General features: G+C 68.7%; 26 protein-coding genes and 1 riboswitch. Of the genes, 14 read left to right on the forward strand and 12 right to left on the reverse strand.

Annotation, left to right across the window (positions count from 1 at the left end; all coding sequences use genetic code 11):
* Positions 1 to 28 precede the first annotated feature (28 nt).
* Entirely contained in the window at positions 29 to 1,501 is a 1,473-nt protein-coding gene (locus TPAU_RS12470; protein ID WP_013127115.1) for an ArnT family glycosyltransferase, read from the reverse strand.
* 109 nt (positions 1,502 to 1,610) lie between these two features.
* Between TPAU_RS12470 and TPAU_RS12475 the strand changes: the two genes are divergently transcribed.
* The 3 genes from TPAU_RS12475 to TPAU_RS12485 are packed head-to-tail and all read left to right on the forward strand — an operon-like array spanning position 1,611 to position 4,374.
* The gene (locus TPAU_RS12475) at positions 1,611 to 2,699 is read left to right on the forward strand and encodes a sensor histidine kinase (protein ID WP_049825839.1); all 1,089 of its coding nucleotides are present in this window, start codon (positions 1,611 to 1,613) and stop codon (positions 2,697 to 2,699) included.
* On the forward strand, positions 2,696 to 3,322 hold the full coding sequence (locus TPAU_RS12480) for a response regulator transcription factor (RefSeq protein WP_013127117.1): 627 nt from the start codon (positions 2,696 to 2,698) through the stop codon (positions 3,320 to 3,322). The genes TPAU_RS12475 and TPAU_RS12480 overlap by 4 nt, the downstream gene beginning before the upstream one ends.
* Positions 3,319 to 4,374, forward strand: a complete 1,056-nt coding sequence (locus tag TPAU_RS12485; RefSeq protein ID WP_013127118.1) for a lycopene cyclase family protein — start codon at positions 3,319 to 3,321, stop codon at positions 4,372 to 4,374. Before TPAU_RS12480 ends, TPAU_RS12485 begins: the two co-directional genes overlap by 4 nt.
* On the opposite strand, the gene trxA is transcribed toward TPAU_RS12485, so the two are convergent.
* Entirely contained in the window at positions 4,343 to 4,711 is a 369-nt protein-coding gene (trxA, locus tag TPAU_RS12490) for a thioredoxin (RefSeq protein ID WP_013127119.1), read from the reverse strand. The two genes, TPAU_RS12485 and trxA, sit on opposite strands and share 32 nt — an antisense overlap.
* A gap of 127 nt (positions 4,712 to 4,838) precedes the next feature.
* Here trxA and TPAU_RS12495 point away from each other — a divergent pair, with 127 nt between their 5' ends.
* Positions 4,839 to 5,411 carry a LysM peptidoglycan-binding domain-containing protein gene (locus TPAU_RS12495; protein WP_013127120.1) on the forward strand — a complete coding sequence of 191 codons (573 nt, stop codon included), beginning with the start codon at positions 4,839 to 4,841 and terminating at the stop codon, positions 5,409 to 5,411.
* A gap of 72 nt (positions 5,412 to 5,483) precedes the next feature.
* On the opposite strand, the gene TPAU_RS23190 is transcribed toward TPAU_RS12495, so the two are convergent.
* On the reverse strand, positions 5,484 to 5,621 hold the full coding sequence (locus TPAU_RS23190; RefSeq protein WP_013127121.1) for a hypothetical protein: 138 nt from the start codon (positions 5,619 to 5,621) through the stop codon (positions 5,484 to 5,486).
* A gap of 227 nt (positions 5,622 to 5,848) precedes the next feature.
* Positions 5,849 to 6,019: riboswitch (M-box (ykoK) riboswitch) on the reverse strand.
* A gap of 81 nt (positions 6,020 to 6,100) precedes the next feature.
* On the reverse strand, positions 6,101 to 7,324 hold the full coding sequence (locus tag TPAU_RS12500; RefSeq protein WP_013127122.1) for an acyl-CoA dehydrogenase family protein: 1,224 nt from the start codon (positions 7,322 to 7,324) through the stop codon (positions 6,101 to 6,103).
* Between the two features lie 92 nt (positions 7,325 to 7,416).
* On the opposite strand from TPAU_RS12500, the gene TPAU_RS12505 reads away from it, so the two are divergent.
* The 4 genes from TPAU_RS12505 to TPAU_RS12520 all read left to right on the forward strand — a co-directional run bounded on the left by TPAU_RS12505 (position 7,417) and on the right by TPAU_RS12520 (position 10,577).
* The gene (locus TPAU_RS12505; RefSeq protein WP_041944415.1) at positions 7,417 to 7,866 is read left to right on the forward strand and encodes a hypothetical protein; all 450 of its coding nucleotides are present in this window, start codon (positions 7,417 to 7,419) and stop codon (positions 7,864 to 7,866) included.
* A gap of 42 nt (positions 7,867 to 7,908) precedes the next feature.
* Positions 7,909 to 8,790 carry a bifunctional helix-turn-helix transcriptional regulator/GNAT family N-acetyltransferase gene (locus TPAU_RS12510; RefSeq protein WP_041944416.1) on the forward strand — a complete coding sequence of 294 codons (882 nt, stop codon included), beginning with the start codon at positions 7,909 to 7,911 and terminating at the stop codon, positions 8,788 to 8,790.
* Positions 8,791 to 8,854: 64 nt separating this feature from the next.
* Entirely contained in the window at positions 8,855 to 9,838 is a 984-nt protein-coding gene (locus TPAU_RS12515) for a GlxA family transcriptional regulator (RefSeq protein WP_013127125.1), read from the forward strand.
* A gap of 37 nt (positions 9,839 to 9,875) precedes the next feature.
* Positions 9,876 to 10,577, forward strand: a complete 702-nt coding sequence (locus TPAU_RS12520; RefSeq protein WP_013127126.1) for a DJ-1/PfpI family protein — start codon at positions 9,876 to 9,878, stop codon at positions 10,575 to 10,577.
* Here the strand turns inward: TPAU_RS12520 and TPAU_RS12525 are convergent.
* Genes TPAU_RS12525 through TPAU_RS12555 form a run of 7 tightly spaced genes read right to left on the reverse strand, consistent with a single transcriptional unit; the run spans position 10,574 to position 16,840 of the window.
* Positions 10,574 to 10,981, reverse strand: a complete 408-nt coding sequence (locus tag TPAU_RS12525) for a metal-sulfur cluster assembly factor (RefSeq protein WP_013127127.1) — start codon at positions 10,979 to 10,981, stop codon at positions 10,574 to 10,576. The two genes, TPAU_RS12520 and TPAU_RS12525, sit on opposite strands and share 4 nt — an antisense overlap.
* On the reverse strand, positions 10,978 to 11,433 hold the full coding sequence (gene sufU, locus TPAU_RS12530) for a Fe-S cluster assembly sulfur transfer protein SufU (protein ID WP_013127128.1): 456 nt from the start codon (positions 11,431 to 11,433) through the stop codon (positions 10,978 to 10,980). Before sufU ends, TPAU_RS12525 begins: the two co-directional genes overlap by 4 nt.
* Positions 11,433 to 12,698, reverse strand: a complete 1,266-nt coding sequence (locus TPAU_RS12535; RefSeq protein ID WP_013127129.1) for a cysteine desulfurase — start codon at positions 12,696 to 12,698, stop codon at positions 11,433 to 11,435. The genes sufU and TPAU_RS12535 overlap by 1 nt, the downstream gene beginning before the upstream one ends.
* 2 nt (positions 12,699 to 12,700) lie before the next feature.
* The gene (gene sufC, locus TPAU_RS12540; protein ID WP_013127130.1) at positions 12,701 to 13,477 is read right to left on the reverse strand and encodes a Fe-S cluster assembly ATPase SufC; all 777 of its coding nucleotides are present in this window, start codon (positions 13,475 to 13,477) and stop codon (positions 12,701 to 12,703) included.
* A 20-nt stretch (positions 13,478 to 13,497) separates the two neighbouring features.
* Entirely contained in the window at positions 13,498 to 14,676 is a 1,179-nt protein-coding gene (sufD, locus tag TPAU_RS12545; protein ID WP_013127131.1) for a Fe-S cluster assembly protein SufD, read from the reverse strand.
* Positions 14,676 to 16,133, reverse strand: a complete 1,458-nt coding sequence (gene sufB / locus TPAU_RS12550; RefSeq protein ID WP_013127132.1) for a Fe-S cluster assembly protein SufB — start codon at positions 16,131 to 16,133, stop codon at positions 14,676 to 14,678. Before sufB ends, sufD begins: the two co-directional genes overlap by 1 nt.
* A complete protein-coding gene (locus TPAU_RS12555) occupies positions 16,130 to 16,840 on the reverse strand; it encodes a helix-turn-helix transcriptional regulator (protein WP_013127133.1) in 711 nt (236 codons plus the stop codon). The genes sufB and TPAU_RS12555 overlap by 4 nt, the downstream gene beginning before the upstream one ends.
* A gap of 105 nt (positions 16,841 to 16,945) precedes the next feature.
* Between TPAU_RS12555 and mptB the strand changes: the two genes are divergently transcribed.
* From mptB to TPAU_RS12580, 5 genes are all read left to right on the forward strand, one after another.
* Entirely contained in the window at positions 16,946 to 18,730 is a 1,785-nt protein-coding gene (gene mptB, locus TPAU_RS12560) for a polyprenol phosphomannose-dependent alpha 1,6 mannosyltransferase MptB (protein ID WP_013127134.1), read from the forward strand.
* Between the two features lie 6 nt (positions 18,731 to 18,736).
* The gene (locus tag TPAU_RS12565; RefSeq protein ID WP_013127135.1) at positions 18,737 to 19,669 is read left to right on the forward strand and encodes an ABC transporter ATP-binding protein; all 933 of its coding nucleotides are present in this window, start codon (positions 18,737 to 18,739) and stop codon (positions 19,667 to 19,669) included.
* A 1-nt stretch (position 19,670) separates the two neighbouring features.
* Positions 19,671 to 20,456: an ABC transporter permease gene (locus TPAU_RS12570; protein ID WP_013127136.1), complete on the forward strand. Its 786-nt coding sequence runs from the start codon at positions 19,671 to 19,673 to the stop codon at positions 20,454 to 20,456.
* A gap of 135 nt (positions 20,457 to 20,591) precedes the next feature.
* Positions 20,592 to 21,572 carry a COX15/CtaA family protein gene (locus TPAU_RS12575; protein ID WP_013127137.1) on the forward strand — a complete coding sequence of 327 codons (981 nt, stop codon included), beginning with the start codon at positions 20,592 to 20,594 and terminating at the stop codon, positions 21,570 to 21,572.
* Positions 21,569 to 21,862 (forward strand): hypothetical protein, encoded by a 294-nt coding sequence (locus TPAU_RS12580; protein WP_013127138.1) that lies wholly within the window; start codon positions 21,569 to 21,571, stop codon positions 21,860 to 21,862. Before TPAU_RS12575 ends, TPAU_RS12580 begins: the two co-directional genes overlap by 4 nt.
* A 3-nt stretch (positions 21,863 to 21,865) precedes the next feature.
* Here TPAU_RS12580 and TPAU_RS12585 read toward each other — a convergent pair whose 3' ends face one another.
* Positions 21,866 to 22,435 (reverse strand): dihydrofolate reductase family protein, encoded by a 570-nt coding sequence (locus tag TPAU_RS12585; protein ID WP_013127139.1) that lies wholly within the window; start codon positions 22,433 to 22,435, stop codon positions 21,866 to 21,868.
* A gap of 59 nt (positions 22,436 to 22,494) precedes the next feature.
* On the opposite strand from TPAU_RS12585, the gene TPAU_RS12590 reads away from it, so the two are divergent.
* Entirely contained in the window at positions 22,495 to 23,460 is a 966-nt protein-coding gene (locus TPAU_RS12590) for a quinone oxidoreductase family protein (RefSeq protein WP_013127140.1), read from the forward strand.
* The last annotated feature ends 27 nt before the right edge of the window (positions 23,461 to 23,487 follow it).

The following is a 23,487-nucleotide window of genomic DNA, read 5'->3' on the forward strand; positions in this document are numbered from 1 at the left end:
ACACCCTACTGACCCGCGGGTCAGATCGTCACTGCGCGCGCAGCCTCTCCCATAGGGCGGGCCAGGACTGGGTCCGCCCGGTGTACAGGTAGGCGATCGGACCGTCCGTGTCGCGCGCGGTCGGCACCGCCCGGCGGTGCGCGAACGCACCGTCGAGCACGGGCGTAGGTTCGCCGATCCACAGCACGGAGCGGGTGTCGTCGGCGGGCATGCCGAAGTAGTAGTAGGCGCGGTGCCCGCTGTAGGCGCGCGGGAGCCCGGCGTCGCGACCGAAGAAGTCGACCGCGGCTGCGAACGGATAGCTCTCGGCGACGATGGCGAGCCCGTCCCGGTCGCCCGGGGGGAGGCTGCGATATGCGTCGATGACGGTGTCGCCGAGGTTCGTCAGCATGGTGTCGCCGTCGATGACCATGCTCGCCGGCGCGCGGAACGGCGCAGCGGGCAGATCGTCGGCGACCGCCCGCGGCCATACCGGCGTGGACCACACCCAGGACACCGCCGATGCGGCGAGCACGAGACCGGCCACGACCGCGGTGGCGCGACGGCGTCCGGTTCGCCCGCCGATCCGGGCGGCGGCCCACCGCTCGACGGCGACTGCGCCGGCCGCCATCGGCAGCGCGTACACAGAGGCGAGGTAGTAGGCCCGTCCGTGGCTGAGCACGATCGCCGCGACCACGAGCACCAGCGCGACGCCCAGGAACCGGTAGCGCTGCGAGCGGAGCAACGAGATCACCCCGGCGAGGAGGAGCGGAACGCCGATCAGCAGGCCGGCACCGAAGAGTCCGACCAGTGCGAATCCGGCACCGCCGGGCCATTCCGCGCGCACCACGGCGGCCATGCGGGTGTACGCCCAATCGTGGCCGGCCTGCCACCAGAGGGTGGGGAGCACCGCGGCGACCGCGATCGCGGCGCCGCCCCAGAGCGCGGGGCGGCTCAGGAGCCGTCGCGGTCCGCAGGCGAGGGCACCGAGCGCCACCGCGATCCACAGCGCGGGCACCAGGAACTTGGTGAGCAGTGATAGTCCCGTGACCGCGCCCGCGAGCAGCAGAAGCCGATCGTCGCGGGTTCGGGTCCAGCGAACCAGGCAATACAGGATCACCGTCCACCACAGGGGATCCAGCGAGTACGTGGCGAGCCAGTGCCCCACGGAGCTGACCAGCGACATCGCGACCGCCGCGGCAGCGAACAGCTGCGCCCACCCCCGGCCGCCGAGCTCGCGCGCGAGAAGCCCGGCGAGCAGGGTGATCGCGGCGACCGCGATGCTGGCCGGCAGCCGCAGCACCACGAGGTCTCCGTGTGCGAGCCGATCGAGACCGGCGGCGAGCAGGGGCACCAGCGGCGGCTGGTCGAAGTAGCCGGCAGCCGGGTGGTCGCGCCCGGCGACGACGAAGTAGGCCTCGTCGAAGAAGTATCCGTAATTGCGACTGGCGATCAGCATCACGGCGAGGACGGCGACGGTGGCCGCGGCGAGCGGCGCTCGGGCGACGGGTGGCGGGGTCATGCGGTCCAGGTTCGCTGCGGACGGTGTGCCGGGGTAGGGCCGGAGGTAGGCGGGACGACCGACGAAAGTAGGTGCCGTGCCGTCGCGTCCGCTCCTTACGATGGGAAGCATGTCCCGGCCCGCCACCCGCTCCGCGCACGCCGCGCTCCTCGCGGTCGCGGCGGCGGGAACTACGGCGCTGGTGTGGGTGCTGTACCCGCAGCTACGTGGCCCCGGGCTCTGGCTCGGGGTGGCGGCCATGCTCGCGGCGTCCGCCGTGGCGGCTGCGGTGCGGCCCGCGATCGCAGCGCCCGTGGTGGCGCTGACCTCCTGCTACCTGGTGATGGGTCCGTGGGCCGAGCCCACTGCTGCGGGTGCCACGATCTGGCTGGCGGTGGCGGTGTCGTTGCTATCGGCGGCGGCGGCGCAGACGGTCACCGGTCGCCGGGAGGCGGTGGTGGCCTTCGCCCCGTTCGCGGCGTTCGCACTCGCGGTGGCCGTGTCCTCGCACACCCTGTTCGGTGCGCTGGGCGCGCTGGCGCCGGTTCTCGGAGGGAGCACCGCCGGCTTGTGGGTGCGACTGCGGACGGCGCAGCGGGAGCGGCGCGCCCTCGCCGAGCGGCAGGCTCGTGCCGACGAGCGGCTCGCCCTTGCCGCGCAGTTGCACGATCTGGCGACCGCGCGGCTGACCCGGATCGTGTTGTCCGCGCGAGCCGCCGGGCAACCGGGTATCGAGGATGACGCACAGGCCGCGCTCGCGGATCTGCGCCGAGTGGTTGTCGGACTACAGACCGCGGACGCTCCGTCCGCGAGGCTCGCGACGGACGGTCTGGTAGCGCCGGCGGAGATCGGCGGCGCGATCACCGAGGCGGTGGTGCGGGCCCGGGATGCGGGACAGCAGGTGGACGTGGCAGGGACGGTATCGGTGCCGCTCCCCCGTGCTACTGCCGATTGCCTCGCCCGGGTCCTCGAGGAGGGGCTCGCGAATGCCCGCAAGCACGCGGTGGGCGCACCGGTGGTAGTGCAGGTGACCGATCGCGGCGTGCGCGTGCACAATCCGTCGACGAGAGCCGATTCCCGGCTGGTCGCGACGGGCAGCGGCACCGGCCTGCGCGGACTGGCGGCGCGTACCGCGTTGATCGGTGGAACGCTGCGTCACGGTCCGTCTCCCGACGGCGGCTGGGTGCTGCAGGCGGAGTTCCCGGCGGTCGCGCGATGACGGTACGCGTGCTGGTGGCCGACGACGATCCGATCGTGCGGGAGTACCTGCGGGCGGTGCTGTCCGCGGAGCCGGATCTGGAGGTGGTGGCGGCGGTCGCCGACGGTGCCGCTGCCGTCGAGTCGGGTATCGCGCAGGCGCCGCATGTGGCGCTGCTCGACGTGCGGATGCCCGGAGTGGACGGGATCGTCGCGACCCGCGCGCTGCGCGATCTGGATCCACCGGTGGCGGTGGTGCTGATCACCACCCTCGATACCGATGCGGTATTGGTGGACGGATTGGCGGCGGGCGCAGCGGGATTCGTGGTCAAAACCGCCGAGCCACCGCTGCTGGCGTCGGCGGTGCGCACCGCGGCATCGGGTGGGTCGCTCCTCTCCCCCGACGCCCTCGCCCGCCTGGTGCGCCTCGCGGGCGAACTCCCCCGGCGCGATCCGCGGCTGGACGCGCTCGGCGTGCGCGAGCGGGATGTACTGCGGGAGTTGGCTTGCGGTTCGTCGAACGCCGAGATCGCGGCGCGGTTGTTCCTCGCGGAATCGACCGTGAAGGGCTACGTCTCCGCGCTCATGACGCGGCTGGACTGCGCGAACCGGACGCAGCTGGCTCTGCTCGGGGCGGCACTGTGACCGATCTCGTCGTACTGGGCCTCGGACCTGCGGGGCGGGCGCTCGCGCATCGCGCCGCCGCAGCGGGGATGACGGTGCGTGCCTACGATCCCGCTCCGGATGCCCGATGGCGCCGCACCTTCGGCATGTGGACCGACGAGCTTCCGCCGTGGCTGCCGGCCGACGTGGTCTCCGCGCGGTCGTCGCCGGAAGTGTTCGCCGGGCACCGACGGACCTTGGGCCGCGAATACGCAGTGCTGGACACCGATCGCCTGCAAGCGGCACTCACCCTCGACGGGGTCGGCGTCGTCGCGGAACCGGCGGACCGGGACGGGCACGGCGAGGCCTTCGTGATCGATGCTCGTGGTCCGGCACCACGGAGCACAGCGCCCCGGCAGACGGCGGCGGGAATCCTGGTACCCGCGGGCGTACACGACGAGTTGTGGATGGATTGGCGCCCGGCGCCCGGGGTCGGCGCTTCGGAGCCTGCGTCGTTTCTGTACGCGGTCCGGGTCACGCCGGATTCGGTATTGGTGGAGGAGACCTGCCTGGCAGGGGCGCCGGCGCTCAGCGTCGACATGCTGGAAGCGCGCCTGCGCGCCCGACTGGCCGACCGCGGCGTCCGTGCCGGTGACCTGCACGAGCAGGTGGATTTCCCCCTACTCAGCCCAGATACGGCGCGCGGACGATCGTGGTGCGGGGTGGGCGTCCGGGGAACCACCCTGCACCCCGCGACCGGTTACTCCGTCGCCGCGTCCTTGGGGTTCGCCGACCATGCGGTGCGCGCTCGTGGCGCAGGCCGGAACCCGGTCGGCGACGGCGACGTACTCGCGCATCGGTTGCGGGCGGCGGCGCTGCGGGCACTGCTCGGGATGTCGGCCCCGCAGCAGCGGGCCTTCTTCGAGGTCTTCTTCGACCTGCCGGACCGGCACGTCCGGACGTTCCTGTCCGCGCGTTCTGGACCGGCCGCGACCGCCGCGGCGATGACCGCGGCGTTCGCGGCGGCGCCGTGGGGTCTCCGACGGCGCCTGGCCGCAGCGGTTACTCCGCCGGCTTCTCGTCGGTGGCGCTGAAGTCTGCGGGCTCGATGTCGAGCTCCTTGGCCTGCGCGATGAGATCCTCGAGAGCCGCCGGCGGCAGGGCACCCGCCTCGTTGTAGACCAGGTTCCCCTTCTTGAAGACCATCAGGGTGGGGATGGACCGGATGTTCGCGGCTGCGGCGAGACCCTGCTCAGCCTCGGTGTCGACCTTCGCGAAAACCACATCGGGATGAGCATCCGATGCCTTCTCAAACGTGGGCGCGAAGGCGCGACAGGGGCCGCACCAGGACGCCCAGAAGTCTACGAGCACGATGTCGTTGCCGGTCACGGTCTGGTCGAACTTCTCTGCGGTCAATTCTGTGGTCGCCATGCCCCCTCCAACAAATTTTCCGACTGCATGATTCCCATTCGCTGAATTGTCGCCGAAGATCGCTATCCTCTAGGCGTGCTCGCGCCGCGGGCACTGATGTACACCGAGTACAACTAAGGGGATTTACATGACCGACGTGCTTCGCGCAGGTAACCAGCTTGGCCTCGGGGAGACCCTCGACTCCCTCAACGGCGCCTACACGCTGACCCTGCAGAGCGACGGCAACCTCGTGCTGACCGAGGGCGCCGGCTCCGTCGTGTGGGCCAGCGCCACCGACGGCAAGGGTGTCGAGCGCGCCACCTTCCAGACCGACGGCAACTTCGTCCTCTACAACGGTGCCGGCGAGGGCGTCTGGTCCACGCAGACCGACGGCTCGGGTGCTGATCGCATCGTTCTGCAGGACGACCGCAATCTCGTGGTGTACGCGGGCGACGCCGACAAGTGGGCCTCCAACACCGCCACCGACGCACCCGCCCCGGCCCGTGAGGCCGCCCCGGAGCCCGAGCCCGTCGCCGCTGAGGCGCCGGCGGCGCCCCCGGCTCCCGCTCCGCGCACCCACACCGTCGCCTCGGGCGACACCCTGTGGGCCATCGCCGAGCAGTACCTGGGCGACGGCAACCGCTACACCGAGATCGCGCAGCTCAACAACATCGCGAACCCGGACCTGATCAACGTGGGCCAGGTCATCACCATCCCCTGATCCCCTGATCGCGCGTTGACAACGGCCGGCCTTCGATGCGAAGGCCGGCCGTTCTTGTTGCGGGAGCGGCAATCAGGCGCCGAAACCGCGCGGATGAGCACCGAGCGAGGCGGAGATCACCGCGAGCGGCGTGTTCGCCAGGCGCAGGTTGTGCCGTTCCTGCGGGGTCATAGTCCAGCGTGCGTAGACGCGACGTGCGAAATCCATCATGATGGTTCACCTTTCGTGCATGGCCTCACCACGCGTGCGGGGTTACGCCCGAAGCGGGTGAAGCGAAGGAAGATTCAGGGAAAGCCGGGTGGGCACCCGGTCTGGAATACGGACTATCGCCGGACGGCATCCGTCCTCACCTCCTTCGTCGCATCGTCGCGGTGCTGCGCCCGCACCGCGCTGCGACGAAGGAAAGGACGAGGTCCGTCGACAACGCGTCGACCGGCCTCGCACCCCTCTCGTCGGGCTTCGGCACTGCGCGACGTGATCCCGTGTCCGGGAAGCCACTTCGGATCAACCCTTAATCCGGGAGGATCTGTCCTAACCCTGGGCGTCTCTCGACGTCGTCGGATCAGTGGCCTGTGTTCGCGCAGGAGCCTCACCTAGCGAGGTACTGACACATCCCAGTATTACCGGGTTCCAGGCACGTGGCAACCGCATTCGCGTCAAGATCTCGTCATCATCGCGTCACCGACTGTTCACTCGCCGCGAAGCAGACCCTTCGCAACATGCGTCATCTGAATCTCGTTGCTGCCCGCGTAGATCATCAGCGACTTGGCATCGCGAGCCAGCTGTTCCACCCGGTATTCGGCCATGTAGCCGTTGCCGCCGAACAACTGCACCGCCTCCATCGCGACCTCGGTGGCGGCGCGCGAACTGTAGAGCTTCATCGCCGACGCCTGGGCCAGCGTCGGAGGCTTACCTGCACGTGAGGCCTCGATCGCAGTGAACAGCATGTTCTGCACATTGATCCGCGCAACTTCCATCTCCGCGAGCTTCAGCTGGATCAATTGAAACGTGCCGATCTCCTGGCCCCACAGGGTGCGCGTGCGGGCGTAGTCGATCGACAGACGCTGCGCCTCGTTGATGATGCCCAACGCCAGCGCCGCGATACCGATGCGCTCGGCCGTGAAGCCGGCCTTCGCCGAGGCGCCGCCACCGCCGGGCGTCTCCTCGGTTTCACCGAGCAGGCGGTCCGGACCGAGCGCGACCTGATCGAAGAACAGTTCACCGGTGGGCGAACTCATCATGCCCATCTTCTTGAAGGCTTTGCCCTGCGTGAGCCCCTCCATCCCCTTGTCGAGCACGAAGGTGAGCACCTTGCGCTCGCGCAGCGGCGTACCGTCGCCCTCGTCGAGCTTGGCGAACACCACGATGGTGTCGGCGTACGGGCCGTTGGTGATGAAGGTCTTCTGCCCGGACAGGATGTACCCACCAGCGCCGTCGCGGCGGACGGTGGTCTTCATCCCGCCGAGCGCGTCGGATCCGCTGTCCGGCTCGGTGATCGCCCATGCGCCGACCTTCTCCATGGTGACCAACTCGGGGAGCCAGCGCTTCTTCTGCGCGAGCGTGCCGCGGGATTTGATGGTCGACACGGTGAGCCCCATACTCACCCCCATCGACCCGATCAGTCCGAGACTGACGCCGGCCATCTCGACGTTGAGGATCAGGAACATCGACGAGGCGAGCGTGCTCGATCCGCCGCTCTTCGGCTTCTCCCCCGCCTCCTCGGCGGCCAGTTCCGCTTCGAGATTCTCGCGATTGACCTGGTCTACACCGAAGGTCTTGAGCATCTTGCGGGTGATGTCGTACGGCGGCAGGGCGCCGGTCTCCAGCTCGTCGACGTGCGGCCGGACCTCCTTGTCGATGAATCCGCGCAACGCATCCCGCATCATCAGGTCTTCGTCGGACCACTCGAACATCGGCACCCCTTCAGTGAAACATGTTCTATTTCTGTTCAGTGTTGCACACCATCGTTGACCTCAACGGAGGTTCAGGAAATAGCGTCGGACAGGTGGACGACGATGCAGCGGAATGGCTACGCGACCAGTCGGTCGGCTACTGGGCGGGCGAGGCCGGGAGGTCGGCCGACGCTCTCGCGCACGCCACCCTGGAACGCCACGGACTCACGCGGCCGCAGTGGCGGACGCTCAACCTGCTCGCCGAGCGCACCGACGCCGTCACCCTCGACGTGGTGCTCGACCATCACCGACATCACGGCGACCTCGACGAGGCGCTCCGCCCGGACACGCTCTGCCTGGTGGCGACCGGCCTGATCGACGACACCGACGGGGCACTGACCCTCACACCGGCGGGCCGCGCCCGGCTCGACGAGACCTGGCCCGATGTCCGAGCGGGGTTGGCGCAGTTTCGTTCCGGCGTTTGCGACACCGACTACATCACCACCATCCGCACCCTGCGAACGATGATTGACAACGTCACCGACGGGCGACGAACGGTATGACGCCATCAGACCGCTCAACAGTGTCTGACTATAGTCAGACAAATGGAGGAGAAGGTGGCGCACGTCCGGCGCTTCAACCGTGCGGTGACTCAGCGGCTGGGAGTTCTCCAGGACCGGTATCTGGCGCAGGACCGGCCCCTCGGTCAGGCGCGCGTGCTGTGGGAGATCGGACGGAACGCGAGCGTCGACGTGCGCGATCTGCGTGCCCGGCTCGACCTGGATTCGGGGTACCTCAGCCGGTTGCTCCGCGCCCTCGAGGCCGATGGGCTCGTCACCATCGGCAGGGACGACGGGGACGGCCGGGTGCGCACCGCGCGGATCACTGAACGCGGCGCCACGGAGTACGCCGAGTTGGAGGCGCGTTCTGAGTCTGCCGCACGGGGACTGCTCGAACCGCTGAGCGGCGGCCAACAGGACCGGTTGGTGGCGGCGATGGCCGAAGTCGAGCGACTGCTCCTCGCCTCGCAGCTGGTTATCGCCGAGGCCGATTCTAGTTCTCCCGCAGCACAATTCGCGGCACGGCAGTACTACACAGAGCTGGGTGAGCGACTGCAGGACGGGTTCGACCCGAGCGTCGGCGGCGCCATTCGCGATGCGGCGATCACCCCGCCCGCAGGTCTGCTCCTTCTCGCCACACTGCACGGGGAGACCGTCGGTTGCGGCGCACTCGCCTTCCAGGACGGAGGCTTTGCGGAGGTGAAACGTGTGTGGGCTGCGCCGTCGGTGCGCGGCATGGGGCTCGGCCGGCGCCTGATGGCCGAACTCGAACGGCGCGCCGCTCACGCCGGGGTGCACACCGTGCGCCTGGACACCAATGCCGGCCTGACCGAGGCGATCGCGCTGTACCGAACGCTGGGCTATCACGAGACCAGCCCGTACAACGACAACCCCTACGCGCAGCTGTGGTTCGCGAAAGGGTTATGAGGCTGTCCTGATCTGTGGGGTATAGGTCCTGGACGCCATCTGCATTCTCGGCGAGACTTCGTTCATGACCAAGGCGGTGATCGTGCTCGCGTATCCCGGTGTGCAGCCGCTCGATGTGGTGGGGCCGTTCGACGCCCTCGCCGCTGCGAACACCCATCTCGATGCACTCGCCGCGAAGGGAAGGCGCTCCACCGGGGCGGACTACGACATCCGATTGGTCGCATCGACAACGCCGCCCGTCCGCAGCAACACCGGCCTGTGCTTCGCAACCGAACCGCTCCCCGACCCCACGGCCAGGATCGACACTGTCGTGATCCCCGGCGGGCCCGGTGCCGAGACCGCCCGCGGCAGCACCGAGATCGTCGACTGGATCCGGGCGGTACACCAACACGCACGGCGGGTCGTCAGCGTGTGCACCGGCGCCTTCCTGCTGGCCCAGGCCGGGCTACTCGACGGCTGCCGCGCTACCACTCATTGGGGTTCGGCGGCGCGACTCGCAACGTTGTATCCCGCAATCGATGTCGATCCCGATCCGATCTTTGTGCGCAGCTCCGAGCAGATATGGACCTCTGCCGGGGTCACCGCCGGGATCGACCTCGCACTGGCCCTGATCGAAGCGGACCACGGCACCGAAGCAGCTCAGGCAGTTGCCCGAGGTCTGGTACTTCCCCTGCGCCGTCCCGGCGGGCAGACTCAGTACGCAGCACCCGTGTGGATGCCCAGGGCCGAGCGCGCCCCGGTCCGCGCCGTACAACAGAGCATCGAGACGGAACCAGGTGCGGCGCACAGTATCACGCTTCTCGCTCGGCGTGCCGGTATGAGTCCGCGGCACTTCAGTCGCATATTCACTCACGAAGTGGGCGAATCTCCCGGACTCTACGTCGAACGGATCCGCACCGAGGCGGCGCGCCGCCAACTCGAGGAAACTACCGATACCGTCGCCGTGATCGCCGAGCGGTGCGGATTCGGTTCCGCTGAGACCCTGCGACGAGTGTTCGGCCGCCGCGTCGGCACCTCGCCCGACCGGTACCGCAGGAGTTTTGCCTGAGTCGGCGTCTGCTGACAACGAACCCGAGGAGAACACCATGCAGGTCGCCATCGTCGTCTACCCGGACTTCACCGCGCTCGACTTCATCGGCCCCTACGAAGTGCTCCGGATGGTGCCGGGGAACGAAGTCCGGTTCGTATGGAAGGAGACCGGCCCGATCACCGCGGACTCCGGCGTTCTACTCGTGGGAGCGACGCACACCTTCGACGAGACGACTTCACCCGACATCGTGCTCGTTCCGGGTGGCCCTGGGTCAAGCGCGGCCGCGCTCGACGATGACATGCTCACCTGGCTGCGAAAGGTTTCTCCCGGGGCGACCTGGACCACGTCGGTGTGCACCGGCTCCCTCGTGCTAGCGGCCGCCGGACTCCTCGCAGGCAAACGGGCCACCACCCACTGGACAATGCTGCCCGCACTCCGCACCTACGACGTAACGCCAGTAAGCGACCAGCGCATCGTGCACGAGGGCGATATCGCGACAGCGGCGGGCGTCTCGGCTGGGATCGATCTCGCGCTGTGGCTCGTCGGCCAGACCGACGGAGCAGCCAAAGCCGAGGCGGTGCAATTGATGATCGAGTACGACCCGCAGCCGCCCTTCGATTCCGGGCATACCAGCAAGGCGTCGCCGGCGACCAAGGCGCGTGCCGTGGCACTACTGGGCGCGGACGTGCTCAAGCCTGCGCCACTCAAGGCGGCCGCCCGGCTGCTGTGGAACCGGGCGATCGCTGCGGTCCGCTAGACAGTGAAGCCGAGCGCGCGCAGCTGCTCGCGACCATCGTCGGTGATCTTGTCCGGGCCCCACGGGGGCATCCAGACCCAGTTGATCTTGGCGTCGGTGGCCAGGCCGGACGAGACCAGGGCCGCGCGGGTCTGGTCCTCGATGACATCGGTCAGCGGGCAGGCGGCCGAGGTCAAAGTCATATCGATGAGGACGGAGGCATCGTCCTCCACCTTGAGGTCGTAGACGAGCCCGAGATCGACCACGTTGATGCCGAGCTCGGGATCGACCACATCGCGCATGGCCTCCTCGACGTCGTCGAGGGTGGGCAGGTTGAGCGGGTTATCAGCGCTCGGCCCCGACGGCGCCTCCGCTGCGGCAGCCTCGGGCGCGCCGGTTGTCGTGGTCTCGGTGTTCTCAGTCATGCCGACTTCTCCTGGTCGATGATCTGCGCCGTGGCGTCCTTGAACGCCATCCAGCCGAGCAGCGCGCACTTCACGCGCGCCGGGTACTTCGAGACGCCGACGAAAGCGATGCCATCGCCGATCACATCCTCGTCGCCCTCGATCTGGCCGCGGGACTGGAGCATCTCGGTATAGCTCTGCACCATCTTCAGCGCCTCCCCCACGGACTGCCCGATCACCTGATCGGTGAGCACGGAGGTGGACGCCTGGGAGATGGAGCAGCCCTGGCCGTCATAGGACACGTCGACGACGGTCTCCTGGTCGTCGGACAGGTGCACCCGCAGTGTCACCTCGTCGCCGCAGGTGGGGTTGACATGGTGCACCTCGGCCTCGAAGGGCTCACGGAGCCCGCGGTGGTGCGGGTGCTTGTAGTGGTCCAAGATCACGTCCTGGTACATCTGCTCCATGCGCATCAGATCACCCCGAAGAACTTCTGTGCCTTGACGATCGCCCCGGCCAGCACATCGACCTCATCCACGGTGTTGTACACGGCGAACGAGGCACGAGCGGTGGCCGCGACGCCGAACCGGCGATGCAGCGGCCATGCGCAGTGATGCCCCACGCGAATCGCGACGCCCTCGTCATCGAGTACCTGCCCGAGGTCGTGCGCATGGATCCCGTCGACCACGAAGGACACGGCACTGCCGCGCTCATGGTTGTCGGTGGGACCGACGATCCGCAGGCCGTCGATCGCGCCGAGCCTGTCCAGCGCGGCGCCGACCAGTGCGTGCTCGTGCGCGGCCACCTGCGGCATACCGAGCGCGCCGAGGTACTTCACAGCGGCGCCGAGGCCCACGGCCTGCGACGTCATCGGCACACCGGCTTCGAACCGCTGCGGCGGAGCGGCGTAGGTGGAACCCTCCATCGTGACGGTCTCGATCATCGAGCCACCGGTGATGAACGGTGGGAGCTGGGCGAGGATCTCGCGCTTGCCGTACAGCACGCCGACACCCGACGGGCCGTACATCTTGTGACCCGAGAACGCGGCGAAATCCACGTCGAGCGCGGCGAAGTCGACCGGGGTGTGCGGCACCGACTGGCACGCGTCGAGCACCACGAGGGCCCCGACGGCGCGGGCACGCGCCACCAACTCGGGCACCGGTGCCAAGGCACCGGTCACGTTCGACATGTGGGTGAACGCGACGATCTTGACGGACTCGTCGAGATCGAGCGAGTCGAGGTCGATGCGGCCGTCGTCGGTGACCCCGTACCACTTCAAGGTGGCACCGGTGCGGCGGCAGAGCTCCTGCCAGGGCACCAGATTCGCATGGTGCTCCAGCTCGGTCACGACGACGGTGTCGCCCTCCCGCAGCCGGTGTCCCCCCAACACAGCCGCCGAACGGTCGTCGCCGAGGGTGTAGGCCACCAGGTTCAGCGACTCGGTCGCGTTCTTGGTGAACACCAGCTCATCGGGCGACACCCGGACGAAGTCGGCGATCGCCGCGCGGGCATCCTCGTAGGCGTCGGTGGCCTCCTCGGCGAGCTGATGCGCGCCGCGGTGCACCGCCGCGTTGTGCGTGGTGAGGAACTCCCACTCGGCGTCGAGCACCTGCCGCGGCCGCTGCGAGGTGGCACCCGAATCCAGGTACACCAGCGGCTTATCGTCGCGCACGGTGCGAGAGAGGATCGGGAAGTCCGCCCGCACCGCGGTGACGTCGAAAGTCGTTGCGGCCGTCATGGTCACGACCCGGCTGCGACGCCCTGGGTGAACCGCACGTAGCCGTTCTCCTCCAGCTCGTCGGCCAGCTCCGGGCCGCCCGATTCCACGATTCGGCCGTTCACGAAGACGTGCACGAACTGCGGGTGGATGTAGCGCAGGATGCGGGTGTAGTGCGTGATCAGCAGGACGCCGCCGTTCTCGCGCTCGGCGTAGCGGTTGACGCCCTCGGAGACGACGCGCAGGGCGTCCACGTCGAGGCCCGAGTCGGTCTCGTCGAGGATGGCGAACTTCGGCTTGAGCAGACCCAGCTGCAGGATCTCGTGGCGCTTCTTCTCGCCGCCCGAGAAGCCCTCGTTCACGGAGCGCTCGCCGAACTGGGGATCGATCTCCAGCTCGTTCATCGCCTCCTTGACCTCCTTGACCCAGTGCCGCAGCTTGGGGGCCTCGCCGCGGACCGCGGTGGCGGCCGAGCGCAGGAAGTTCGACATGGAGACGCCGGGCACCTCGACCGGGTACTGCATCGCCAGGAACAGGCCGGCTCGGGCGCGCTCATCGACCGACATGGCGAGCACGTCCTCACCGTCGAGGGTGACGGTGCCCTTGACCACCTCGTACTTGGGATGCCCGGCGATGGCGTAGCTCAGCGTGGACTTGCCGGAACCGTTGGGGCCCATGATCGCGTGGGTCTCGCCCGAGTTGATGGTGAGGTCGACGCCCTTGAGGATCTCGATCGGCTCGGCGTTCTCGTCCGCCTGCACCACATTGACGTGCAGATCGCGGATTTCCAGAGTAGACACAGTGATTCCTTCTTCGAGTATCAGACGCCGGCGGTGGCGAGTTCGTTTTCGATGGCCGCGGACAGACGCTCACGCAGCTCGGGGACGGAGATCCGATCGATCAGCTCCTGGAAGAAGCCGCGCACCACCAGGCGGCGGGCCTCGTCCTCAGGGACGCCACGCGAACGCAGGTAGAACAGCTGCTCGTCGTCGAAGCGGCCGGTAGCGCTGGCATGGCCGGCACCGGCGATCTCACCGGTCTCGATCTCCAGGTTCGGCACCGAATCGGCGCGGGCACCGTCGGTGAGCACCAGGTTGCGATTGAGCTCGAAGGTGTCGGTGCCCTCCGCCTCGGCGCGGATCAGGACATCGCCCACCCACACGGTGTGCGCATCGGGCAGCTTCGAAGCCGGATCGCCCTGCAGCGCACCCTTGTAGACCACGTTCGACTTGCAGTTCGGCACGCTGTGATCGACCAGCAGGCGCTGCTCGAGGTGCTGCCCGGCGTCGGCGAAGTACAAGCCCAGAAGCTCGGCGTTGCCGCCCGGGGCATCGAACTGCACGCGCGGGGTCATGCGCACGAGTTCACCGCCGAGTTGCACGGCGAAGTGCCGGGCGGTGGCATCGCGGCCCACGCGGACGTGGTGCTGGGTGACCCACACGGCATCGTCGGCGAAATCCTGCGCGTCGATGATCTGCAACGACGCACCGTCGCCCACGATGACCTCGACGTTCTCGGCGGCGGTACCCGAACCGGTGTGGTCGAGCACGACCACCGCGCGGGAGTGACGCTCCAGGCGCACCTGGATGTGCGTGAAGGCGGTCTTGCCCTCACCGGGCCCGGCGAGCCGGACGATGATCGGCTCAGCGACCTCCGCCTCCTTGGCGACGGTGAGCACGGTGGCCTCGGTCATCGAGGTGAAGGCCTGCGCGGCAACGCGATCGAAGGGCACGCCGGCCTCGCCGAGACGCGGGTCGCCCTTGGTGACGGTTTCGACCGTGACCCCGGCGGGGACCGCGTCGACCGAGACCGTCACGGTGCCATCGGCGACGGCGGACCCGTCGTGCAAACCGCGCAGGCGGCGCAGCGGGGTGAACCGCCAGGCCTCATCGCGGTGGCTGGGGACCTCGAAGGCCGCGGCGTCGAAGGACGTGAACAGCTCGCCCTTGTTGGCGACCGGGTGCGCCTCGACGGCGTCGTTCAGCTGGGAGGCAGTCACTAGCCCACCGACCCTTCCATCTGCAGTTCGATCAGGCGGTTCAGCTCGAGCGCGTACTCCATCGGCAGCTCCTTCGCGATGGGCTCGACGAAGCCGCGCACCACCATCGCCATGGCCTCGTCCTCGGTGAGGCCGCGGCTCATCAGGTAGAAGAGCTGGTCGTCGGAGACCTTCGAGACGGTGGCCTCGTGACCCATGGTGACGTCGTCCTCGCGGATGTCGACGTACGGGTAGGTGTCCGAGCGAGAGATCGTATCCACCAGGAGCGCATCGCACTTCACGGTGGATCGGCTGCCGTGGGCTCCCTTGTTGATCTGGATCAGGCCGCGGTAGCTGGCCCGGCCACCGCCCCGCGCCACCGACTTGCTCACGATGTTGCTCGACGTGTTGGGCGCGAAGTGCACCATCTTCGAACCGGTGTCCTGGTGCTGGCCCTCGCCCGCGAAGGCGACCGAGAGCACTTCACCCTTGGCGTGCTCGCCCATCATCCACACAGCCGGGTACTTCATGGTGACCTTGGACCCGATGTTGCCGTCGATCCACTCCATGGTGGCGCCGGCCTCGGCCTTGGCGCGCTTGGTGACCAGGTTGTAGACGTTGTTCGACCAGTTCTGAATCGTCGTGTAGCGGCACCGGCCGCCCTTCTTCACGATGATCTCGACCACCGCGGAGTGCAGCGAGTCCGACTTGTAGATCGGCGCGGTGCAGCCCTCGACGTAGTGCACGTAGGCATCCTCGTCGACGATGATCAGCGTGCGCTCGAACTGCCCCATGTTCTCGGTGTTGATCCGGAAGTAGGCCTGCAGCGGGATGTCCACGTGGACGCCCTTGGGCACGTAGATGAACGAGCCGCCCGACCACACGGCGGTGTTCAGCGCGGAGAACTTGTTATCGCCCGCCGGGATCACCGAGCCGAAGTACTCCTCGAAGAGCTCGGGGTGCTCACGCAGCCCGGTATCGGTGTCCATGAAGATGACACCCTTCTCCTCGAGGTCTTCGCGGATGGAGTGGTAGACCACCTCGGACTCGTACTGAGCGGCGACGCCGGCGACGAGGCGCTGCTTCTCCGCCTCGGGGATGCCCAGCTTGTCGTAGGTGTTCTTGATGTCCTCGGGCAGGTCTTCCCAGCTCTCGGCCTGCTTCTCCGAGGAACGCACGAAGTACTTGATGTTGTCGAAATCGATGCCGTCGAGGTTGGAGCCCCACGTGGGCATGGGCTTCTTATCGAAGATGCTCAGCGCCTTGAGCCGCTGCTGCAGCATCCACTCGGATTCGTTCTTCTTGGCGGAGATGTCCGCGACCACGGCCTCGGAGAGTCCTCGCTGGGCCGAGGCGCCGGCGGCGTCGGAATCGTGCCAGCCGTAGCCGTACGTGCCCAGGGAGGCGATCGTCTCCTCCTGGGTCAGCTTGGCATCGTCGACTGCCGCCGACAGCGGGCCGTTATCGACCGTTGTCATCGAAGCTCCTTCGCGGGTGTTGCTCGTGGTCCCATGCGCTCGAGGGGCACATGGGTGGTGCAGGCGCGGTCACCGTTGGCGATGGTGGCCAAGCGCTGTACATGCGTTCCCAACGCCTGTTCGATCGCCGAAATTTCGGCCTCGCACAGTTCCGGGAACTCGGCTGCGACCTCCGACACCGGGCAGTGGTGTTGGCAGATCTGAACGCCGTTGCCCACTTCTCGGGCGTCGGCGGAGAATCCGGCTTCCGAGAGGGCAGCCGCGATCCTACGGGCACCGTCCACCGGGTCCGCGGACTCGGTGGGGCTGATGGTGTCCGCACTGATGGCCTGTTCGGCACGACGACGCGCGAACGCACGCACCGCCTCGTCGCCACCGACGTCACGCAGTGCGCGGAGAGCGTCGACCGCCAGGGCGTCGTAGCCCTGGCCGAGCCGCCGCCGCCCCGAGGAGGTGAGCAGGAATTCCTTCGCGGGACGTCCGCGCCCCCTCCCCGCCAGGCCCGACGGTGGCGCCACCGTCACGTCGCCGGCTTCGAGCAGGTTGTCGAGGTGCCGGCGTACGGCGGTGGTCGTGATCCCCAGGGCTTCGCCGATATCGGCCGCGGTGGCCTGGCCCCGGTTCATGAGCAGCGCGACCACGGCGTCGCGGGTGTCCCCGTCACGCTGTGTGGTCGAGGCGTCAGCCTCGTGCTGCCCGTTTTTCACAACACGATTGTTTCGTAAATCGCGGGGCGTTTCCAGCAAGGCCAGGCTAAGCTTCGCGCTCCACCCCGACCCGGACCGGCACCGTCACCGTCTACGCTTGCGATCGTGTCCGCAACCCCTACGCTCCCCGAACGCGCCCGCGCGGTCGCGGACTTCCTCGGGCTGAGCAAGGCGCCGGGTTCGGGCGGCGACGAACACGGGTCCGTCACGCGGCTGCATGCGAACGAGCGGGGCCACTACCCCGACCTGACCGCCACCGAGAAGTCCTCGGTGCGCAAGATCGCGACCTTCGGCGGCGTCGGCGCCGTGCTCATCGCCTTCGGCGCACTGGGCGTAGGCGCCTTCCCGGTGGTGCAGAACCCGATCGCCGGTCGCCGCGTGCTGGGACTGATGTTCCGCATGCAGTCCACCGCGCTCACGGTGACCATGGTGGGCACCGCGATGCTGATGATCGCCTGGGTACTACTGCGCCGCTACACCGTGGGCTATCTCGTGCCGGGTGCGCATCGCGATCCCGCGCCTGCGCGACGGCTCACCCGCCCCGCGTTCGACCGCATCCTGGCGCTGTGGGTACTACCGTTCCTCTTCGCGCCGCCGATGTTCAGCAAGGACGTCTACTCTTATCTCGCGCAATCGGAGATCACCGCACGGGGGCTCGACCCGTACAAGATCGGTCCCGCTGCCGCCCTCGGTATCGACCACGTCTTCACTCGCTCGGTCCCCAACATCTGGCGCGACACACCCGCCCCGTACGGACCCCTCTTCCTCTACCTCGGCCGCGGCATCACCTATCTGACCGGCGAGAACATCGTCGCCGGTGTGGTGCTGCATCGCGTGCTGGCGCTGGCCGGGGTGGCCATGATCGTGTGGGCACTGCCCCGGCTGGCGCGGCGCTGCGGGGTCAGTGAGGTCGCGGCACTCTGGCTCGGCGCAGCGAATCCGCTGGTGATCTTCCATCTCATCGCCGGCATCCATAACGAGGCGCTCATGCTCGGCATGATGTTGGTCGGGATGGAGTGGGCGTTGCGTGCCATCTCCTCCGGGCTGGCCTTCGCCGAGGGCTTCAAACCCACCTCGACCGGCTGGCTGCTCACCGCGGGCGCCGCGACCATCGCCGCGTCAGGCCTGATCAAGATCACCTCGGTCCTCGCTCTCGGCTTCATCGGCATGGCGCTCACCCGCAGATTGGGTGGCAGTTTCCCCGACATCGGCGGCAGGCTCGGCGGCTGGCGGCAGGCCCTGACCGACTTCCGGCCGCATGCGAAAGGCACCTTCGGCGCGCTGGCGGCGTCCGCGATCTATCTCGGCGTGATCCTGGTGATCGTGGTCGTGGCCGTGTGCCAGAGCACGGGGCTGGGATACGGCTGGCTCGATGCCGGGACGCTGGGCACGGCCAACAAAGTCCGATCGTGGATGTCGATACCGACAGTGCTCGGCCTGGGCACCGGACAGGTGGGCGTGCTGCTCGGACTCGGCGACCACACCACCGCGATCCTCGCCATCACGCGGCCGATCGCGGCGGCCGTCGGCGCGCTGATCGTGCTGCGGATGCTGATCGCCACACTGTCGGGCCGCATCCACCCGGTGGGGGCGCTCGGCATATCTATGGGCGCGCTGGTGCTGCTGTTCCCGGTAGTGCAGCCCTGGTATCTGCTCTGGGCGATCGTCCCCCTCGCGGCCTGGGCCACCGCGCCGGGATTCCGGCTCGCGGCGGTGATCGTCTCGAGTGTGATCTCGGTGATGCTGATGCCCAACGGAGGCGAGATCGAGCCCTACGTGATCGCGAAAGCGGGGATGACCACGGTGGTCGTAGTGGCGCTCGCGGTGTATCTGACCTTCGAGCTGCCCCGCGACCGCGCGCGGCGGCGAGCGGCTCGTCCAGTACGCTGACCTTTCGTGCCAGCACTGTCCGCGACCGACGTCACCAAGCGCTTCGGTGAGGTCGTCGCCGTCGACGGGCTGAGCCTCACCCTCGATGAGGGCAGCGTGCTCGCGCTCCTCGGCCCCAACGGCGCCGGGAAGACCACCACCGTGGAGATGTGCGAGGGCTTCGATTCCCCCGACTCCGGCAGCATCCGCGTCCTCGGTCTCGATCCGGTGGCAGACGCGGATCGGCTCAAGCCGCGGATCGGCGTGATGCTCCAGGGCGGCGGCGCCTACCCCGGTGCGAAGGCGGGCGAGATGCTGCGCCTCGTGGCCGCCTACTCGGCGAACCCGCTCGATTCCAACTGGCTGCTCTCCACACTCGGCCTCGCCGATGTCGTCAATGTGAGCTACCGGCGACTGTCCGGCGGCCAGCAGCAGCGGCTCGCACTCGCGTGCGCCCTCGTCGGCCGTCCCGAACTGGTCTTCCTCGACGAGCCGACGGCGGGCCTCGACGCCCAGGCCCGCCTATTGGTGTGGGACCTGATCGCGGCGCTGCGCCGCGACGGGGTCTCCGTACTGCTCACCACGCACTTGCTCGACGAGGCCGAGGCGCTCGCCGACCGGGTGGTCATCGTGGACCGCGGCCGCGCGGTCGCCGACGGTACTCCCGAGGAACTCACCCGGGCCGGCGCCGAACACGAACTGCGGCTGACGGCACCGTCGGGCCTGGACACCACCGCACTGGCCGACCGGCTGGGCACCGGCTTCACCGTGACCGTCGACGACGAGCCGCACGAGCGCGCGGTGTACGTGATCCGCGGCGCGGCGGTGACCCCGCACGTGCTGGCCGCGGCCACCGCCTTCTGCGCCGACCGCGACGCCCTGATCTCCGATCTCCGGGTGGGCACCCGCAGCCTGCAAGACGTGTTCCTCGACCTCACCGGCCGCGACCTGAGGGGATGACGTGACCTCGACCGAATCCCGGTTCACCGCCGGCACCTTCGCACCCGCACCACAGCCGGCCGCTCCGGCGGCGATGATCGCCGCGCAGACCCGCATGGAGCTGACACTGCTGCTGCGCAACGGCGAACAGCTGCTGCTCACCATGTTCATCCCGATCGCGCTCCTCATCGGGCTCACCGTGCTCCCGATCGGCGACGACGTGCTCACGATCGACACACTGGTGCCCGCGATCATGGCGGTCGCGGTGATGTCGACGGCATTCACGGGGCAGGCGATCGCCGTGGGCTTCGACAGGCGGTACGGCGCTCTGAAACGCCTCGGCGCGACCCCGCTGCCGAAGTGGGGTGTGATCGCGGGCAAGACCCTCGCCGTGGTGATCGTGGTCGGGCTCCAGGCGCTGATCCTCGGCGCCATCGGATTCGCGCTGGGCTGGCGGCCAGATCCCGTGGGCCTGGTGCTCGGCGCGGGCGTCCTGGCGATCGGTGTGTTCGCCTTCGCGTCGTTGGGCCTGTTGCTCGGCGGCACCCTGAAAGCCGAAGTGGTCCTCGCCCTGGCGAATCTGCTGTGGTTCGTGATGTCGGCGATCGGATCGCTCGTGGTCGTCGATCGACACCTCCCCGATGCCGTCGTACTCCTGGCCCGACTGTCCCCATCGGGCGCACTGACCGAGGCGCTGATCCGTGCCACCACCGGCGGTGGACCGGACCTGTTCGGCATCGCCGTCCTGCTGGTGTGGGGCCTGCTCGGTTCCGCTGCCGCGGTCCGCCTGTTCCGATTCACCGGCTGATCCCGGACGCGCGCCTGGCTGCTCGCCGCCTCGGGCGGGACCGTCCCCAGCACGTTCGGCGTTGTCACTGACGTCGACAGCGCACGCCACCCGCACCTCCGACACCCTGTAGTAGAGCCGGGAGCGCCCAGTACCATGAACCGCGTGTATCAGCTGTTCCTGCGCCTCGTCGACCGCCTGCCGATGCCCAGCATGCGGACGCAGCGGCTCCTCGCCCTCGCGGCGCTGCTGTCCCAGGCTCTGATCGCCGTCACGGGCTCCGTGGTCCGGGTGACCGGTTCCGGTCTCGGCTGCCCCACGTGGCCGAAGTGCTTCGACGACTCCCTCCTCCCCATCCCGCAGGAAGACGTGCCGTGGTGGCACCAGGCCATCGAGTTCGGGAACCGGCAGATCGCGGTGTGGATCGTAGTCACCACCTCGATCGCGATCGTCCTGGCCGTGACCCGGGCCCGGCGGCGCCGCGAGATCCTGGTCTACGCCTGGATCCTGCCGTTCTCCACCTTCGCACAGGGCATCCTCGGCGGCATCACCGTACTCACCGGCCTGCGCTGGTGGGTCGTCGGCGCGCACATGCTGGTCTCATGCGCGATGGTGTGGATCGCGGCCACGCTGTACGCGAAGGTCGCCGAACCCGACGACGGGGCCGAGATCGAAGCCGCACCCGCCGGTGCGCGCACACTGGTGGCCGCCTCGGCGGTGGTCATGTCCCTGGTGCTCGCCGCCGGAGTGGTGGTCACCGCCGCCGGCCCGCACGCGGGTGACCGCACCAATCCGAAGGCGATCGACCGACTCGATGCATCGATTCCGCTGCTCTCGCTGACGCACGGATTACTCGTCGCGCTGTACGTGGCGATCCTGATCGCCGCGGCGGTCCTGATCTACCGCGGGCCGTCGTCCGAGGCGGTCCGCCGCCGGCTGAAGATTCTCTTCGCTGTGGTCGCCGCGCAATCGCTGATCGGTGTGGTGCAGTACTTCACCGGCGTCCCGGCGCTGCTGGTGGTGTTGCACGTGGCCGGCGCCATGTCGGTGATAGCCGAGACCGCGATCCTGTACCGGCTGATGTCGCCTCGGGTGGTGCGAGGCTCGGACCGCGCTGGCGATATGCTGCCGGTATGAGCGATCAGGCCCCGTCGAACGTCGTCTCCCGCCTGAAGGCCTTCGCCGGCCGGCACGGCGGCGCCAAGGCCGTACTGCAGAACATGGGCGAGGAGGGCGTGCGGATCACCCTCGTCGGTGACGACGGCGTCATGGGCGACCAGATCGTCGCCAACGAGGCACAGGCACGCGACGCGGCCGAGAAGGCCGGGATCGACACGTCCGAGTGGGACCGCGAGTTGGTCAGCAAGGCCACGACTGAGGCGGGCCACCACGCACGCATGGCCGGCTACCGCGCGCTGGGCAGGTAGCGCTCAGGCGCGCTCGTACTGCGCCAGGATCACGCCGATGTCGAACACCCGCTGCGCGACCAGCTTCCACTGCTGCGGCGCGAAGCCGCCCGCGAACAGTGGGATGCCGTCGCCCGCGGTGACCGGGTAGATCTTCAACGCCAGTTTGTCGACCTCCGGAGCGAGGGTCGCGGCGAGCTTCCCTCCACCGCACAGCCAGATGTCGCCGCCGTCCTGCTGCTTGAGCGCGCGCATGTGCTCGACGGGATCCTCGGCTACCACCTCCACCGCCGGGAAGTCGGCGGCGGCCAGCGAGCGCGAGTAGACGATCGTCCGCAGGTGCGAGTACGGGTCGGTCACGCCCATGTCGGTGCCGAGCCGGTACGTCGTGGTGCCCATGACAACGGTGTCCCACTTGGTGAGCGGCGGCGTGATGCCCAGCGCCTCGTGCAGCCCCGTGGGAAGGCCGTCGCCCCACTCCTCGTTCATCTGTCGCGAGTACTCCTCGTCGACGGGATAGAAGTCGTATTCCCCTCCGGGACCGGCGATCCGGCCATCGAGACTGACCGCCACGTAGTACACGAGTGAACGCATGGCTTCACCCTACGGGCGGGGGTGGGAATAGCCGGGCGCCTTCGGGGTTTGAACGTCACATGCGTGCGATCACTGTGAGCGAACACGGCGGACCTGAAGTCTTGAACTACGGCGAGGTGCCGGATCCGTCGGCCGACCCCGGCCAGGTGGTGGTGCGCACCTCTGCGATCGGCGTCAACTTCATCGATACCTACTTCCGCGAGGGCATGTATCCCACCGCCCTGCCCTACATCCCGGGTAGCGAGGGATCGGGCACCGTGGTCGCCGTCGGCGAGGGCGTCACCGATCGCGCCGTGGGCGACGTGGTGGCATGGTGCGATGCACCGGGGTCGTACGCCGAGCTCGTCGCCGTCCCGGCCGAGCGCACCGTCGTCGTGCCCGACGGGATCGCCCCGGAGGTCGCCGCGTCGGTGCTGCTCCAGGGGATGACGGCGCACTACCTGACCCACGATTCCTACCCCGTGCAGGCGGGCGACACGGTGCTCGTGCACGCGGGCGCGGGTGGAACGGGCCTGCTGGTCACCCAGTTCGCCGCGGCTCGTGGCGCGCGTGTGATCACGACGGTATCGACCGACGAGAAGGAACAGCTTTCGCGCGATGCCGGTGCGTGGGAAGTCGTGCGTTACGACGAGGACGTCGCCGCGCGGGCACGCGAACTCACCGGGGGCGAGGGTGTCGCCGCGGCCTACGACGGTGTCGGCAAGGACACCTTCGAGGCGTCGCTGACGGCGGTGCGCCGGCGCGGGATCGTCGTGCTGTTCGGCGCGGCGAGTGGACCGGTGCCCCCCTTCGATCTCCAACGCCTCAATCCCCTGGGCTCGCTGTACGTGCAGCGTCCGAGCCTCGGCGCGTACGTCGCGACCCCGGAGGAGTTCGCACGTCGCAGCCGTGCCGTCGTCGACGGGCTGCACGACGGCTCACTCCGGTTCCGGGTGGGAGCGACCTATCCGCTCGCCGAGGCCGCCCGCGCGCACATCGACCTCCAGGCGCGGAGAACCACGGGATCGGTCGCGCTGCTCCCCTGACCGGTGCGGGTGAAATCGCATGTGAGC

Origin of the sequence: Tsukamurella paurometabola DSM 20162 (genome assembly GCF_000092225.1) — a bacterium.
In the GTDB taxonomy this organism is placed as follows: Bacteria; Actinomycetota; Actinomycetes; order Mycobacteriales; family Mycobacteriaceae; genus Tsukamurella; species Tsukamurella paurometabola.